7 protein-coding genes are annotated in these 17,210 nt (G+C 43.8%); 3 read left to right on the forward strand and 4 right to left on the reverse strand.

The features are described 5' to 3' along the window. Nucleotides 1–25 precede the first annotated feature (25 nt). The 3 genes from QWZ08_RS15925 to QWZ08_RS15935 form a co-directional block, all read right to left on the reverse strand. Entirely contained in the window at nt 26–1,030 is a 1,005-nt protein-coding gene (locus tag QWZ08_RS15925) for a 4-hydroxyproline epimerase (protein ID WP_290338477.1), read from the reverse strand. 258 nt (nt 1,031–1,288) lie between these two features. Beyond that, nucleotides 1,289–2,197, reverse strand: coding sequence for a dihydrodipicolinate synthase family protein (locus tag QWZ08_RS15930; protein ID WP_290338478.1), 909 nt, complete (start codon nt 2,195–2,197; stop codon nt 1,289–1,291). A 195-nt stretch (nt 2,198–2,392) separates the two neighbouring features. Further along, complete coding sequence (locus QWZ08_RS15935) at nt 2,393–4,711, reverse strand: GH92 family glycosyl hydrolase (protein WP_290338479.1); 2,319 nt, start codon at nt 4,709–4,711, stop codon at nt 2,393–2,395. 367 nt (nt 4,712–5,078) lie between these two features. Here QWZ08_RS15935 and QWZ08_RS15940 point away from each other — a divergent pair, with 367 nt between their 5' ends. From QWZ08_RS15940 to QWZ08_RS15950, 3 genes are all read left to right on the forward strand, one after another. Continuing rightward, a complete protein-coding gene (locus QWZ08_RS15940; RefSeq protein WP_290338480.1) occupies nt 5,079–7,925 on the forward strand; it encodes a glycoside hydrolase family 97 N-terminal domain-containing protein in 2,847 nt (948 codons plus the stop codon). Between the two features lie 42 nt (nt 7,926–7,967). Beyond that, nucleotides 7,968–11,276 carry a GH92 family glycosyl hydrolase gene (locus tag QWZ08_RS15945; RefSeq protein WP_290338481.1) on the forward strand — a complete coding sequence of 1,103 codons (3,309 nt, stop codon included), beginning with the start codon at nt 7,968–7,970 and terminating at the stop codon, nt 11,274–11,276. 86 nt (nt 11,277–11,362) lie between these two features. Next, on the forward strand, nt 11,363–13,510 hold the full coding sequence (locus QWZ08_RS15950) for an alpha-L-fucosidase (RefSeq protein WP_290338482.1): 2,148 nt from the start codon (nt 11,363–11,365) through the stop codon (nt 13,508–13,510). Between the two features lie 128 nt (nt 13,511–13,638). Here QWZ08_RS15950 and QWZ08_RS15955 read toward each other — a convergent pair whose 3' ends face one another. Beyond that, nucleotides 13,639–17,103: a VCBS repeat-containing protein gene (locus QWZ08_RS15955; protein ID WP_290338483.1), complete on the reverse strand. Its 3,465-nt coding sequence runs from the start codon at nt 17,101–17,103 to the stop codon at nt 13,639–13,641. Nucleotides 17,104–17,210 lie beyond the last annotated feature (107 nt).

Consider the following 17,210-nt stretch of genomic DNA (forward strand, 5'->3'; position numbering starts at 1 on the left):
ATTGTTAAACTTGTTACTAACTAATTCAAATTACCTGGAAGCCAAACGCATAAGGATCATCTGCTTCATCGATGCTGATGGTATTGTACCCGTAGATTCTTGCCCAGCCCTCAATACCGGGCTTTATGGCTGGCTTGCCGGCAACGCTTGTTTCTTCTTCAATGGTGCCGTTAAATTTTGAGCCGATGATACTTTCATGAATAAACACATCGCCTTTTTTAAGCTTGCCTTTGGCATACCACTGCGCCATGCGTGCGGAGGTGCCTGTGCCACATGGACTGCGGTCAATGGCTTTATCGCCATAGAATACGGCATTCCGGGCGGTTGAATTTTTATCAAGCACAGCACCCGTCCATAATATATGCGAGCAGCCGTTGATGGTAGGATTATCCGGGTGTACAAACTCATATTTTTCGTTGATGCGTTTGCGCAGTTCCCTTGCCCATGCAATTAACTGGCCGGCGCTGTAATGTTCAATGCCTTTAAAGCTTTTCTGCACATCTACAATGGCGTAAAAATTTCCTCCATAGGAAACATCTATTACCAGTTCGCCCAGTTCCGGACATTCAGCCGTTAATTCGGTAGCTGCCAGGTAGGATGCTACATTCGTAAGCTTTACGGATTTCACTTTATTACCTTCCTGTTTGTAACTGATCAACACCAGTCCTGCAGGGGCTTCCATGCGGATGATTCCGGGTGTTTTTGGTGTGATCAATCCTTCTTCAATAGCGATGGTGATGGTGCCAATGGTGCCATGCCCACACATGGGTAAGCAGCCACTGGTTTCTATAAATAATACGGCTACATCATTGGCCGGGTCGTGTGGCGGATACAAAATACTGCCACTCATCATATCGTGTCCACGGGGTTCAAACATCAGGCCCTTGCGTATCCAATCATACTCCTTTAAAAAATGCTGCCTTTTTTCACTCATGTTATTGCCTTGTAAAAAAGGGCCGCCGCCTGCTACCAGCCTTACCGGGTTGCCGCAGGTATGCGCATCTATACAAAAGAATTTTTTTGAAAGCATAGTTTGTTTACTAATTTTTTAAAAATGTTTTTCGGCCAGGGCACATCAAAATCGTGATTCAATTCAACCCACCCGCATTTTTGTTACCGCTTTGCAACAATTATTTTTGCAAAAAAACAGCTGCAACGAAAGACGTACCACAGTGTTATCCAGGTACAAGAGGGCGACGCAACGCTGTTCCACATAGCTTCTTAGCCCGGACAATGCATTTTATTCTAACCTGCTAATGATTTTTAACAGTACCGTATTTACATTTTTTTAAAGAACAGGCAATACTGGCCTTGTAGCGATACCCTTGTTAATAATTGCAAGAACGGCTTCCTTTTCCTGCCCTTCCAGCATTAGCCTTGGTGCCCTTACATACGGGGTACAGAGGCCGGTTTGTGTTGCTGCCAGTTTAATGTATTGTACCAGTTTACTGTGAATGTCCAACTCCAGCAGGGGCAAAAACCAGCGGTAAATTTCCAGCGCTTCTTTATAACGGCCCAGCTTCATCAGTTTGTAAACAGCTACTGTTTCTGCAGGAAAAGCATCTACCAATCCGCCGATCCATCCATCTACACCCAGCGCCAGTTCTTCCAGTGCCAATGTATCTACACCGCAAAGAATTTTAAACCGGTCGCCAAAATGATTTTTCATCCGGGTTACATTTGAAACATCCCGGGTGGATTCTTTTACCGCCACGATGGTAGGCATTTTTGCCAATTCTTCAAACATGGCCAGTGTTACTTCAATTTTATAATCGTATGGATTATTATAGATCATGATGGTTAAATCTGTAGTAGCTGCGATGGCCTTAAAGTATTCCACCGTTTCCCGGTCATCTGCTTTGTAGCGCATGGGTGGCAACACCATCAATCCATCAGCTCCGTTGGCTACCGCATCTTTTGCAATATGGATAGCTGCTTTTGTAGATTGCTCTGCAACATTTACAATCACCGGTACAGGCCTGTTCATAGCGGTTTTGCAATAGCGCAACAATTCCCACTTTTCTTCGGCAAGCATAGTGCTGGCTTCACCCAAAGAGCCACCCACCACCAGGCCATCCACGCCGGCATCCAGCTGTGCATTTACATTTATTTTAAACATCTCAAAATCGATGGCATCGTCTTTTGTAAACGGAGTAAGCATTGCGGGGTAAACTCCTTCCCATGCAGGTTGTATCATACAGTTAAATTTTAATTATTACACAAAAGTAAGGGTTGAATAAAATGTAAATTGATTTAAAATGGCCGTTTATTTACAAATTTTATCCATAACGCAAATGAAAAATGTAAAATACCCGGCTTCATTTTGGATCGGTATCTTACCACACGCCGCTTTAACCTTTGTAACAGAAAACAACCACCTGTACTGCTGCCGTTATTCATTTTTACCCCAGTGCTCATTGGGTCTGTCGCCCATTTGCAATTGTAAAATGCCGCCTTTTGCAATAGCGGCATGCGTAATAAAACAGTAGGGCCAGGGCTTTCCGTTAAGTGTGGCGCTTTGAATGTATATGTTTTTCGTCGAATTATTGATGGCCTTTATGGTAAATGTTTTGCCGCTGGTGTACCGGGCATCCAGTTTAAAAGTTATGGTATTAAAAACCGGGCTGGTAATTTCATACCGCGAATTACCGGAAGCAACCGGGTAAATGCCGCTGGATGCCAATATATACCAGGCCGACATCTGGCCAACGTCTTCATTGCCCACCAACCCTGCAACGCCATCGTGGTAAGCCCTTCGGCAAATTGCCCTGCTCCACTTTTGCGTTAACCAGGGTGCCTGCAACCTGTTGAATAAAAAAGGCACATGGTGCACCGGTTCGTTGGCATGATTGTAATAATCGTTCCAGGTCATACTTTCAGGCGTGTGTTCAAAAAAACTGGTTAGGTCTGCAATTACTTTTTTTGTGCCGCCCATTAACTGCACCATACCTTTAATATCATGCGGAACAAACCATCCCTGTTGATAGGGATTACTTTCTACTGAACCATAATCCTGCTGCAAACGGCCTGCTGGTGGCAAGGGTTCCCAGCTTCCATCTTTCATTTTTGGTCTGAACCAACCTGTAGCGGTATCAAAAATATTGCGGTAGCTCTGTGCCGCAAGTGTATACTTAATTTCATCATTTTTTTTACCCAAAGCTTTTGACAGACCCGCCAGGCAACTTTCTGAAAACGCATATTCAAGCGTACCGGAAATACTATTGGATTCAGCAACATATCCTCTTTCACCATTGCCAAATTTGCCGGTGGTATTTACAGCATAGGTATATGCTTTGGCAATATTAAAATTACGGATGCCCTTTGCGTAGGCATCGGCAATTACTGGTATCGCCGGGTTACCAATCATACAATTGGTATAAGCATTTAACAATTCCCAACGTTCCAGGTAATGCCTGCCGCTTTCGTCTGCCATTGTTACCAACGAATTGATCATGTCGTTTACCACCTCCGGATTTATGATATTCTGCAACGGCATCTGGCTCCTGAAAACATCCCATCCGCTAAAAATGGTGCGCTTGGTAAATTGTTGAGCATGATGAACCAAATGATCGGCCCCCGCATAATTGCCATTCACATCCTGCATAGACCGGGGATCAATCATGGTATGGTATAAAGCAGTGTAGAATACTTTCTTTTCTTCATCAGTTCCGCCGATGATGTTGATTTTGCCAAGGGCTTTATTCCAGCTGCCAATGGCATTGGCATGTACTTTATCAAAATTCCAGTCTTTTATTTCGGTGTTTACATTTGCTTTGGCACCTGCAATGTTTGTAAATGAAATCCCGGCTTTCATCAATACCTGTTCTTTATCTGATGTGGCAAATTCTGTAAAAAAGCCAAGGTGCTTTCCTTCCTTTTCTTTTACCCCTTTTAATACAATTGCTTCGGCTATGCGTTGCTGGTAGTAACTGGCTGAAACCGCCTCCCGGTGACGGTTTGCTGTATCAGGGATATCAGCGCTCCATACGCCAAAATTTTTTAACGGCTTGCTGAAGCTTGCATAAAAGTATACGGTGTAATTGGCATTGCCTTCACCATCACCCCACCCTCCGCCATCGGGTGTGCATTGCATCCATCCTGCTATGGTGTAGTCATCTACCACCTTTACATATTGAAGGGTAGAAGTGCCACCTACCCTTCGGGCCAAATCAATCTGTATGCGTGATTGGCTGCTGGCAGGAAAAGTAAAACGCATGATGCCTGAATGCGGTGCTGCTGTTAATTCTGCTTGTATATTGTTGTCGGTTAGCTGCACACTGTAGTAACCCGCGGTAGCTTTTTCACTTTGTTTATTGTAGCCGGACCGATAGCCTGGTAAGGCATCGCCTTCTTTACCTGAATTTGTTTTCAACGGCCCAACTGTTGGCATCACTAAAAAATTACCCAGGTCGCCATACCAACCGATGCCACTCATTTGCGTAAACGCAAAACCTTCAATGCTGGTGTGTTCATAGCTATACCCCGAGCCGTTATCGCCACCGGTAATGGTATTGGGACTAAGCTGCACCAAACCGAAGGGCGTTGCTGCGCCAGGAAAAGTTTTTCCTAACCCATGATAAATGCCGGCTTCACCCACATTGGTGCTGGCACCTATAAATGGGTTTACAAATTGGGCCGGATTAGCCGGCTGGCACTGTGCGGCTGTTGCGGCAATTATTGTAATGCAAATAGCTGTTAATTGTTTTTTCATTTTGCAGGTTGTGTTGCGTATTGACATGACATCAACTTTATAAAGGTTGTTTTGTTTACAAGGCAAGGTATTTAATATCAGTAATAACAAATTTAACATGCGGTAAAAAAATGCTTTCCTTCATAAATCAAATTAAAACGAAATTAAACACAAGCGTTTGCGTATGACAGCCACCTTAACGGATGAGTATTAAACAGTAACTTGTTGCATCATCTTGCCCCACCCTACGAATGCTTCATCATTGGTTAAAACATACGCTTAATAACAACTATAGCACCCGTCAACAAATGAATATCACTGTAACAAACCTGGCGTTCATCCATTATAATAACAGCAAAGCAATCTGCAATAACAAGGTCATTAAAATATGCTGAACAAATACCTTTTGGAGAAATCAATTCACCTGCGCCATTGCTTTTTTTACCTGGCCCCGCATCTAAAAAAACTGATGAATGGCTTGCTGGCAATGGCAGCCATTGTGGTTATAACCAGTACCGGCTGCGGTAAAAAAAATGGTGCGGTTACATTGCAGAGTCCGGATGGTAAAATAACAACTTCCATATCCGCAGATAGTGCCGGAATGCTGATCTATACCGTTCAGTACCGGGGCAAGACGGTTATTTTAAACTCAATCCTTGGCATTACCGTTAACCAAATCAATTTGGGTAAGTCTGTACAAATGAATGATCCTGTCTATTCATCCGTCAATGAAAAATATGCATCGCCAGGTGTGCACGATACGGCTGTCAACCACTACAACCAGGTTATCATTCCCATTACCCATCAACAAAGCGGGATGCAGTACCAGCTGCACATAAAGGTATTTGAGGATGGCATCGCTTATCGGTATGTGGTTCCGCAAAAAGGAACAGCCACTGTGCAAGGTGAAGCCAGTTCCTGGAAAATACCAGCCGGGTCAACGGTGTGGTACCAGGAAAATGTTTTTTACTATGAAGGATTGTATTACGAAACACCGGTGTCAAAACTGGGTGTAAAAAAACTTGGACCGCCACTCACCTACCAAACTACAGACAGTATTTATGTAAGCATTACCGAAGCGGCTTTATACAACTATAGCGGCATGTCGTTGCAATCAGACAATAGTGGAACCCTGCATGCTGCGTTTGTAAATGATTCCAGCGGATGGAAAATACAGGACACGATTGTAACGCCCTGGCGGGTGGCCATTATTAGTGATAACCTCAATGGGCTTGTAAATGCAGACATCATTCAAAACCTGAATCCTGCGCCGGATAGTGCATTACAGCATGCCAGCTGGATAAAGCCCGGCAAAGCCGTTTGGTCGTATTTTATGCATGACAATGTTACCACCATGGCACTTGAAAAAATGTATATTGACAAAGCTGCCCTCCTGGGTTTTGAATACAATATGGTGGATGCCGGCTGGGAATCGAGCTGGCCGAATTGCTTGGATTCATTGAAAGCTTTGGTGCAGTACGCCAGCAATAAAAAAGTTGGCATCTGGGTTTGGAAAGCCTACACATCTCTAAAAGAAGATACCGTACGCCGTGCCTTTTTTGAGCAGATGCAGCATACCGGTGTAGCCGGAATAAAAATTGATTTTATTGACAAGGAAGGAATAGACCAGGTAAAGTTTTATGAAGCCGCATTAAAAGATGCCGCAAACAATCACCTGATGATTGACTTTCACGGTGCCAACAAACCAACCGGCTATAACCGCAGTTTTCCCAACGAACTTACCAGGGAAGCCGTGTATGGACAGGAATGGGCGACCTTTAATCCGCAGGGGCCGGTACACAATGCCATCCTGCCTTTTACCCGCATGCTGGCTGGGCCGGCGGATGCTACTCCGGGTGTATTCGATAGTAAAAAAGCATACGGTACATCCCGTGCACACCAACTGGCGTTGCAGGTAATTTTTAATTCCGTATTAAGCTGCTGGCCTGCAGACCCCAATGCGTATTTAAATAATACGGCCGCTCCATTGATTCAATCTATGCCCACCGTGTGGGATGAAACGATTGTTTTGCCGCAAAGCCGTATTGGAAAAGTTGCAGCATTTGCCAGGCGAAAAGGCCGCGACTGGTACATTGGAATTATCAATGCCGGCGATGAAAAACGCCTGATGCTACCCTTGCAGTTTTTAGGCAAAGGCAATTTTAAAACCGCTGTGTTCCAGGATGATTTAACCAACCCCGATCAACTGTTGTATACGCAAACTGCTTATACAAATGATGACTCATTGCTTGTTGTTATGAAGGCTTCCGGGGGATATGCAGCCATGTTTAAAAGTGTTTCCGCCGGTGCAAAGGCTTTGGGTATACATCCGGAGGGAGGTTATTTATTTGCACCTGCAGCAGTTACCATCCAAGCCATTCCCGCTGCTGAAATCCGGTACACCACCAACGGCACCGAACCAACTGCCCAATCCACTCTATACATTCAGCCATTTGTAATTAGCAGTAAAGCATTGATCAGGGCAACTACTTTCAATAAGGGTGTGCAGACAGACGCGACTGCCACTGCCCGGTTTCTTTTTGCACCCGCCCCCATCCTGTCTTCACCGGCAGGATTGTTTATTGACCGCAAAAATATCTTTATTAAAACATCCAACGGCCAGGGAACCATTCATTATACATTGGATGGAACGCAGCCCGGAATCAACTCTCCTTTGTACAAAGATTCACTGGTATTAACGAACAGCGCCTTGCTGAAAGTGACCACTTATTTTGCCTCGGGTATGAGCAGCGAAACTGCAACAGCAAGGTATACCAAACAATCCCCTGCAGCACCCATAAGCAAGACTTCTGCAGCTGCGGGTTTATCGGCAACTGTTTATGAAGGCCAGTGGAAACTGATGCCCGATTTTAAGCAACTCAGCAACGGCAAAACCAGTGTTGTAAGCGTACCCGATCTTAGCCTGCTCAGTACACCAAAAGAATATTATGCAGTACAGTTTTCCGGCTACATCAAAGTACCGGTTACAGGTGTGTATAGTTTTTATATTTTGTCAGATGATGGCTCGCAAATTTTTATAGATGATACGTTCGTTGCTGACAACAATGGTTGTCACGGCGATCTTGAAAAATCGGGAGAGAAGGCATTGGCGGCCGGTTTGCATCGGTTTACGGTCAACTATTTTCAAAACGGATCGGGACAAAGTTTGCAGGTATTTATGAAAGCACCTGGCGGAGAAAAACAATTGATGGATGCTACTTTTTTTGTTCACTAACAATTTTTATAGCACCCTTTTAAAGAGCATTGATGCACCATAATGAAATTAAAAAATACCTTTTTTGCAACTGGATTGTTGAGCGTTTTTCTATGTTGCATTGATTACAATGTACATGCACAAAACAAACAACTGGCAGACTATGTAAACCCGCTGATTGGCACCGAAAAGTCGAGCCACCATACCGTTTGGGAGTCGAAGGGTGCCACATTTCCTGGCGTACTGCGGCCTTTTGGTATGGTGCAAATTACACCGGATGGTTACATGTATTCTGATAAAAAAATCAGGCGTTTTAGTTTTATCAATCATGCCAGCGGATATTTTTCTACCGGCAGTTTTAACCTAATGCCTTTTGCTGGTGATAGTATAGGGGCAGAAAAAATAGCCGCAACTTTTGATCATGTGGATGAAATTGCCACGCCCTATTTTTACCAGGTAAAGCTGAAAGAAACAGGCATCACAGCGGCGTTTGCAGCCACTGAAAGAACCGCTCTTTGCCGGTTTACTTTTTTAACAGCTACAGCAGCTCATCTGCGGCTATACGATATCAGCAACACAATAATTGTTGACAGCACCACCATCAAAGGCCGTTGCGGAGGATCTTATTTTATACTGCAATTCAGCAAACCTTTTAATTCAGTGGCTCCTTATCCGGGCAAGATTGAAAAGCAAACAGATACTACCGGCACTGAATTTCCCGGTTCCATCACCATCAATTATGCTGCAAATCCCACCGAACCCATCCTTGTAAAAATCGGCTTTTCAACCACTTCTTTTAAAGGCGTGGAAAACAACATTCAACTGGAACAACCCGGCTGGGATTTTGAACAAACCAAACTGCAATCTAAAAAAATCTGGAATCAAAAATTAGGTCAGATATCCATCACCACGCCGGACGAAAACAGCAAGTCAGTTTTCTATACGGCCTTATACCATTCGATGTTTATGCCTGCTATTGAATCAGATGCCGGAGCAATGAAAGACAGCTATGGAGCGCTGTTTCCCTGGGATACTTACCGTTGCAAGCATCCCTTGTTTACCCTGCTTGATCCCGACAGGGAAAGCGATATGGTTGCATCAGTATTGGTCGAATACGACAAGACGGGATGGTTACCCACCGACAATATGATGGGCAATCACAATACGGAACTAATACTCGACAGTTACATAAAAGGAGCTGCCCATTTTGATGTTGTAAAAGCAGCTGAAGCAATGAGTAAGAGCCTTACTGTGCCACCTTACGCCCGCCGGGAAATGAGTGATTTTGTGCAATACAAATATGTACCCGCTAACATTACCAATAGTGTAACACATTCGCTTGAATATGCTTATAATTGTTGGGCGGCTGCTAACTTTTTATCAGTTAGCGGCAATAATCAACGTTATACAAAGCAATACAGCACACTGATTGAACAGGCAGGGTACTACAAAAACAGTTTTGATGCAGCCACTGGTTTTATGCGTGCTAAAACCAGCGTGGGTGAATGGAAGGATGGCGGGTATGCAGAAGGCACAGCCTGGACGTATTCCTGGTTTGCGCCACATGATGTGCAGGGATTGATTAACCTGATGGGTGGCGACAGTTCGTTTTCCAACAAGCTTAGCCAATGTTTTGAAGAGGGACATTATGTGCATGACAACGAGCCCCCCTTGCATTATGCCTACCTGTTTAATTATTGCGGCCAGCCCTGGAAAACACAGCAGTGGGCCCGGCAAATCACCGAAGGAAATTATTCCACTGATCCCGGCGGCTTGCCCGGAAACGATGACCTGGGCACCTTATCCAGCTGGTATGTTTTTAGCGCCATGGGGTTTTACCCGGTTACGCCTGGTACAAACCAGTACCAGCTGGGTAGCCCCATTTTTAAAGAAACAGTCATTCATCTTTCCAATGGTAAGGACTTTATTTTGAAAGCCAACAACGTGTCGCAGCAAAATAAGTACATCCAGTCAGCCACCTTAAACGGAATGCCGTTTAACCGGCCCTGGCTTACGCAGGAAGATATTGCAGCAGGTAAAATTCTATCGCTTGAAATGGGGCCAACACCAAATAAAACTTGGGGAATCAACAAGGTTGACAGGCCTTATTCAATGACCAAAGAAACTCCCCATTTTATTATTCAGCGTAGCGCCCTTTCAACCAGGGTTGTAAAAGCAAATACACCGGTGCAGCTGTCAATAAACGTGCACAACAACAGCGCTGCAGCAGGTACTTTTTATGCGCCCGTTTACATCGATGGCAAACGCTTTACAACCATAGCCAAAGTGATGGCAGCAGGCGAAAGAGCCAACATTAAATCTAACCTTACTCTCTATCAACAAGGCATACACCATATTAAAATTGTGGGAACTAAAGCTTTTAACCTGCAAGTTCAGCAAACACTACCGTTGTTTACTTATCGTCATCTTTCTTTTACCACAACCCCGCTGTTGAAGCTGGGTGATAGCATCACCATTACTGCAACCGTAAAAAATACCGGCAGCGTTTCAGCATGTGCACCGGTGAAACTTTTTGCAAATAAAACTGAAGCAGCGGCCAGGTCAATTACACTCGGGCCCGGCGAAGAACAACTCATCAGTTTTAATTATATCGCCACAAAACAAGGCATCAACAAAATCGGCATTGCATCTTTACAACCCTTATTGGTAAACGTGGTGGATCATTCCGCAGAAAAGAAATACAACTACAACGCCTTGGCTTCGCTAAAACCCTTGCTCATAATGAATTTTGATGAAGGTGCCGCCGGGAAGATTCATGATTTTTCGGGCCATAACAATGACGGCATCGTTAAAGGAAATGTACAATGGGTAGCAGGTGCTTTTGGAAAAGCCATCCAGACAAACGCCTATGCCGGAAATTATATTGAGTTCCCCGCTGTTTCTGCGCTTGACAAAAACGGCAGGGATTTACCATTGACGATGATGGCATGGATATTCCCGGATGATGAACAAAATTTTTCCGACATCATTTCAAAGGGCGATTGGAACAGTTTACAATTAAAGGGCAGCAACAGCTTCATCAATTTTTATGCAACCGGTTGGGAAGGGCACGAAGCCACGGTAACAGTTCCTGCAAACTGGAATCATCACTGGCATCATGTGGCAGGCGTGGCAGATGGCATTTATTTTAAATTGTATGTGGATGGCAAACTGGTGGAAACAAAAAAGGGTGAAACGAGAAACCCGAAAGGCGAAACAGGCACTGCTGATTATTCCGGTAGTTTATGGAACATCGGACGCAATGAAACCGCCACTGACAGGGTATTTCGTGGTTCCATTGATGATGTAATGATTTTTAACACCGCGTTGAAGCAGCAGCAAATCATTGACGTAATGTTGCATAATTTTTAAACCGGCTGATAGAGTAAAGCCATATCTTAACCTTAGCGCATTGACCATTGTAATAAAAAAATTAAAACCCAAATAGTATTAGCACCATGACAAAGCACAAGCTCCTGAAAAAAATATCTGCCCTACTGGTGATCATTTTGTACACCGCACCATTGACTGCACAATACCAGCCCAACTGGGAGTCACTCGATAAACGTCCTGTTCCGCAATGGTACAACAATGCAAGGTTTGGCATTTTTATACACTGGGGTGTTTACTCAGTGCCGGGATATTGCGGCAAAGGCAATTATGCAGAATGGTACCAGAATACACTTACCGGCGGCGATAGTGCCACCACCAACTATCACCAGAAAAAATTTGGCGACCGCACTTATTATGATCTTGCTAAAGATTTTAAAGCAGAATTGTTTAACCCGGATGAATGGGCCAAAGTTTTTGAACAGTCGGGTGCCAAATACATTGTGCTCACCTCGAAACATCATGATGGATATGCGCTGTGGCCAAGCAGGGAAGCAAGCCGCGACAGGGGCTTTGCATGGAATGCGTCAGAAGTAGGACCTCACAGGGATTTGCTTGGAGATCTTTTTAAAGCAGTGCGTAAAACCAGCGTGCGGGCAGGCATGTATTATTCGCTGTATGAGTGGTACAACCCGCTTTGGCTAAATGATAAACCGAAGTATGTAACGGAACACATGTGGCCACAAATGAAAGAGCTTGTAAATACCTATCAACCCGATGTAATTTTTACAGATGGCGAATGGGATGCGCCGGCCGAAACATGGAAAAGCCAGGAGTTTTTATCGTGGTTGTACAACGAAAGTCCGGTAAAGGATAAAGTAGTTACCTACGATCGCTGGGGCAGCGGCATTCGTTTTAAACATGGTGCGGTATATACTCCGGAGTATCAGCCCGACCTGGATGTGGAAGGCCATGCCTGGGAAGAAAGTCGTGGTATGGGATACAGCTATGGCTATAACCGGGATGAAGATGCATGGGATTACAACTCTTCGCAAAGCCTGGTGTTGCAGCTGATTGATAAAGCCAGCCGGGGTGGTAATTTCCTGCTGGACATTGGTCCTGATGAACATGGAAAAATACCACCCATTATGCAGGAACGTTTATTGCAAATTGGTGACTGGTTAAAAATAAATGGCGAGGCTATCTATGGAACTGAAAGATGGAAAACAGTTGCCCAATGGAGTGAAGGCAGAAGAGATTATACCAGCAAGAGCGGCGATATGCTGTTAAAAATCACCCTTGACCCTGATCCGGGCTTCGCCGTGAAGGAAGTTTTTTATACCTACAATGCGGACAAAAATGATTTGTACGCCATTCTTCCAAAATACCCCGGCAGTAAGAAAATAGTATTGAAAAAACTGGTGATTCCGGCCGGCACGGAGATGACCTTTTTATCAACCAAAGAAAAACTGCTATGGAAACAAGCGGGTGAAAATATCGAAATTGAATTACCTGAATTCAATCCTGAAAAGATAAAGAACACCGCCGCCTATGCCATAAAAATTGCAGGCTTCGGAAAGTTTACATCAAAGCCTTCGATCGAAATCAATTACATAAAAACGGCATTACAACCCACAGTTGCAATCACCGGAAAAAGCAATGAAGTGGTTCGTTACACAACAGACGGCAGCGAGCCCGTTGCCACTTCCGCGTTGTACACCAAGCCTTTTGTGCTGGATAAATCAGCTGAGATTAAAGCGGCCTCTTTTATCGATGGTATATTACCCGGACCCGAAGCTGCAAAACAGGCCACCCGTTATGAGTGGATGGATGCAGTAAAAGTTAACGCTGCCAGCCCGGGTATTGCTTACCGCTATTTTGAATTGAATGGCAAGATCGATCTCAATTCAATTAACACAGCAGCACCGGTAAAAACCGGGTTTACCAATGAAATATCAGACAAGGTAAAGCAACGGAAAGAAAAGCTGGCACTGAGTTTTGACGGGTTCATTAAGATCAGTAAAAGTGGTCTTTATACCTTCTCTACTTTTTCTGACGACGGCAGCAAGCTTTTTATTGACGGGGTTGAAATTGTAAACAACGACGGTGAACATGCTGCCATGGAATTGTTTGGCAAAGCGGCTTTAAAAAGTGGCTTTCATTCTATTAAAGTAACCTATTTTGGCAATGGTGATGTGAATGAACTGAAAGTAAACTGGCAGCCGCCTGGAGCAAAAAATGAACTGATCCCGGGCAATGTATTGTTTCATCATTGAAAAACTTTACGAGGTACTTTGTAAGCATGGAGCAAAATTTACCCCTTTAATAATTTGATTCAACTCTCATCCTGTGTGCCCTGGATGGGAGTTGAAATTTTATCTGCTGATGATATTATTGCGCTGCATCAATGATATTCAAAAAGTTTCAGCGAGTCATTGTTAATCGCCATCAATAAAGCATTTTTATTGCCCGATAATTTAATGTGATTAACACTTCTCACTTCCCCCATTACCTGGTTGAATGCCGAAGGAATGGGCATTACCGGATTAAATACACCTTGCCCGTTGCCGAGGCCCAAAGCCAATGGCATAGCATCATACCGGCCTTCGAAAGGTGTGGTGCCAAAGAAATTTCCACCTGCCAGCAGATCTTTTTTACCATCACCATTGTAGTCATTTACATCAAACGAAAAAATTGGTGACCACTGAAATGCAGCAGGTAATAGCGTTGGTTTAAAATGCCCTTTGCCATCATTTATCAGCACCATGGAGGCCAGTGTTGCTGCTTTAAAAATTGTTGCTCCCTGCAGCTTTTCCCCAAACACTTCTTCCACCGTTTTGCCAGCCATTTCACCATACATTAAAAACTGTTTTTTTAAAAAGGGCAACTGCTTTTCAATGTCTTCTTTATTTAAAAAAGGATAGTATTTATTGCCCTTCGCTACCGTCAGTATCTGGTCGGCAGAACCAATACCACTCAGCGCCTTGCTGAACATTTGCAGCGGATAATCTTTGCTGGCTGTTAGCTTGCTGTTTAGGCCATAATTACCCAATAAAATATCATCCAGTCCATCGCCATCCAGGTCTGCAGTTTTTATGGCGCACCACCAGCCCGTTAAATTTGTATCGTTACCGGTTAAGGTAGACTTAGTGAGTGTACCATGATTATTTTTAAATAAAACCGGAGCCATCCATTCTCCTGCTACAACTAAATCGGGCCATCCATCTTTGTCAATATCCGTAAAGCTGGCGCTGGTAACCATTCCCAATTGCTGGAGTATGGTTGTTATATCGCCCTTGGCGAAACTGAATTTCCCTTTGCCATCATTGATTAACAGGTAAGATGCGGGCGTTTTACTATAATTCCTTGAGATAGATCTGCCACCAACGAAAAGGTCCAGGTCGCCATCGTGATCAACATCCGCGGCGATGGCAACAGATTTATTTTCTGACATCGCCGGCAGGTTATCTGCAAAACTGAAATGACCTTTTCCATCATTCAGGTAAAGCCTGTCATTCAACAGCGGTGTAATGCCGGAATAAATATTGCCGCCGCTTACCACGTATAAATCAGGATCACCGTCATTGTCCGCATCAAAAAAAAGAGCGTCTGTTTCTTCGCAGGCTTTGTCGTTTACAAACACTGTACTATCTGCCGAAACTTTAAAGCTGCCATTTTTTTGTTGTAAAAAAAGTTCGCCTGCCTGGCCTTTTGCACCACATACAAAAAAGTCTTCCAACCCATCTTTGTTTACATCTGCAATAGCCGTTTTAGGTCCTTGTGTTGACAGCTCGTGTGGAATAAACCACTGGTCATTAAAATCAACATAATCATCTTCTGTATGTTTAAAATTGCTGCCAAGGTTAGCCGTAATATCAGTAAACAATTCGGGGGATGCTGTCTGTAATATGTGGTTGATGAAGATTACGTAGTTAGCGATACTATCGGTGTGTTGCACATTGTAAACAACCGTTGTCTTTTTATCAATTGTAATATTGTTGATCACCTGGTACCTGTTATCCGGCCATATGATGAGCATGCTGTCAATCCGGTTATTACTACCCAATCCAAAATTAAGCTGGGTTTCGCCACAACTCATAAAACCCTTTACCGGCTGCACTTCCTTAAACATCGCCTGTTGCTTACTAAAAAGAAAAACTTTGGCGCCAACCGCAAAATAGTTGGGCGATTTACCCCTTAGCTGAACGCTTACATAGTGTGCATCGGGTTGCTTTTCACGGGTATTGTTTTTGTAAATACCGGCTGGTTCATTCATATTATTGGTAATCAGATCAAGGTCTCCATCTCCATCCAAATCGGCATACGCAGCACCCTGGGAAAGGGTGGCATTTTCAAAGCCCCAGGCCACTGATTGATCTGTAAATTTCAACTCCTCACTTCCCTCAAAAATATAATTGTGCCATGCGCCGGGGGGCAGGTGTTTTAGTATTTCTTTATCATGCTCCCTTACCCCTGTAGTGGAATGATCATGGGATAAAGAGGAAATGAATTTGATATAATCCAAATCGTTGGGCCTGTTTTTTATTCCGTTTGAAACAAATATATCCGCCTTACCATCGAGGTTGTAATCGGCTATCAAGGGGCTCCAGCTCCAGTCCGTTGCAGCCACGCCACTAAACAGGGCTATGTCTGCAAACTTCATTCCCCGGCCAACATTAAGCTGTAAGCAATTGCGTGCATACTGGTTGGCATAACCAAATTTGCGTTGGTAGTTATAAATATCAAGGGCATCATCGCCAAGCGAAGATTTCAATATTTTTTCGTCTTTAGGCAACATATCGGCGGTCATCACATCGGGCCACCCGTCATTGTTGATGTCGGCAATATCGTTGCCCATCGAAAATTTTGACTCATGGCCAAAAGCAGCTTTGTTCATCTCTTTAAAAGTTCCGTTGCCCTGGTTTACATAGTAATAATCATTTTCATGAAAATCGTTGCTTACATAAATATCATCAAAGCCATCCTGGTTAACATCGGCCACAGCAACACCCAATCCATAGCCCAGCGCACTGCTGATGATACCCGAGCCTTTAGTTACATTGGTAAAGTGGTCACCATCATTTCTGAATAATTTACCGCCGCTTACTTCACTGTATTTATCCCGAAGGGCAATCGTTCCGTAAGCGTCTGTCTGGTGTGTGGAATGCTGTAACTGAAACATATCCAGGTCGCCATCTTTGTCGTAGTCAAAAAAAACCGCCTGGGTATTATAACCTTGTATGTCCAACCCCCATTTGGCAGCACTTTCAGTAAATGTATTGTTGTGGTTGTTAATGAACAACTGGTTGCGGGAGTTTTTAAAATAGGTGTATGCCGCACCATTGTTGTCATTGGGGTTATGATTGGACACGGTGGAAATGTAGATATCCAAAAAGCCATCGCCGTTTACATCGGCCATGGTTACTCCGGTTGTCCAGTCTGCTTTTCCCGCAACGCCGGCACTTTGCGTAATGTCTTCAAATTTAAAATTGCCTTTATTTAAAAATAATTTATTGCCACTGGTATTAGATGCAAAATAAATATCCGGTAAGCCATCATTGTTGATATCCGCTACTGCAACGCCAGCGCCGTTGTAATAATAGAGATAATCGATAATGCTCAAACTGTCGGTATCAATATTGGGGTTTTCGAAATTTATACCAGTTGCTGCAGATTCCATTTTTGTAAACAAAGTGTCCTTTGGAACGGGGTGTGTACAACTGCTCCACACCAATACTGCAAACAAACAAGAGCATGTCGCTAAGGTTAGCGTCATCAGCCGCACTGGAAATATTTGTGGCATTTTAAATGCTTTTTCTGCTATTGGTTTTACCATTTCAACACTGTCATTGTTTGTATGCTTTATCATTTTTACACCTGCAAAAGATAGCAGTAATTAGTTACATCCTGCCCGGCTCTACGCTATTTAATTTTTAAAAGAAACCCAAACAAGCCTGCACAAAAAAGAGCAGCAAC

It is taken from the genome of Ferruginibacter paludis, assembly GCF_030409685.1.
GTDB classification, from domain to species: domain Bacteria; phylum Bacteroidota; class Bacteroidia; order Chitinophagales; family Chitinophagaceae; genus Ferruginibacter; species Ferruginibacter paludis.

Excerpts from the sequence above, each read along its gene's own strand:
- QWZ08_RS15925 (WP_290338477.1), bottom strand. The coding sequence starts at position 1,030 with ATGCTTTCAAAAAAATTCTTTTGTATAGATGCGCATACCTGCGGCAAC.
- QWZ08_RS15930 (WP_290338478.1), bottom strand. The coding sequence starts at position 2,197 with ATGATACAACCTGCATGGGAAGGAGTTTACCCCGCAATGCTTACTCCG.
- QWZ08_RS15935 (WP_290338479.1), bottom strand. The coding sequence starts at position 4,711 with ATGAAAAAACAATTAACAGCTATTTGCATTACAATAATTGCCGCAACA.
- QWZ08_RS15940 (WP_290338480.1), top strand. The coding sequence starts at position 5,079 with ATGCTGAACAAATACCTTTTGGAGAAATCAATTCACCTGCGCCATTGC.
- QWZ08_RS15945 (WP_290338481.1), top strand. The coding sequence starts at position 7,968 with ATGAAATTAAAAAATACCTTTTTTGCAACTGGATTGTTGAGCGTTTTT.
- QWZ08_RS15950 (WP_290338482.1), top strand. The coding sequence starts at position 11,363 with ATGACAAAGCACAAGCTCCTGAAAAAAATATCTGCCCTACTGGTGATC.
- QWZ08_RS15955 (WP_290338483.1), bottom strand. The coding sequence starts at position 17,103 with ATGATAAAGCATACAAACAATGACAGTGTTGAAATGGTAAAACCAATA.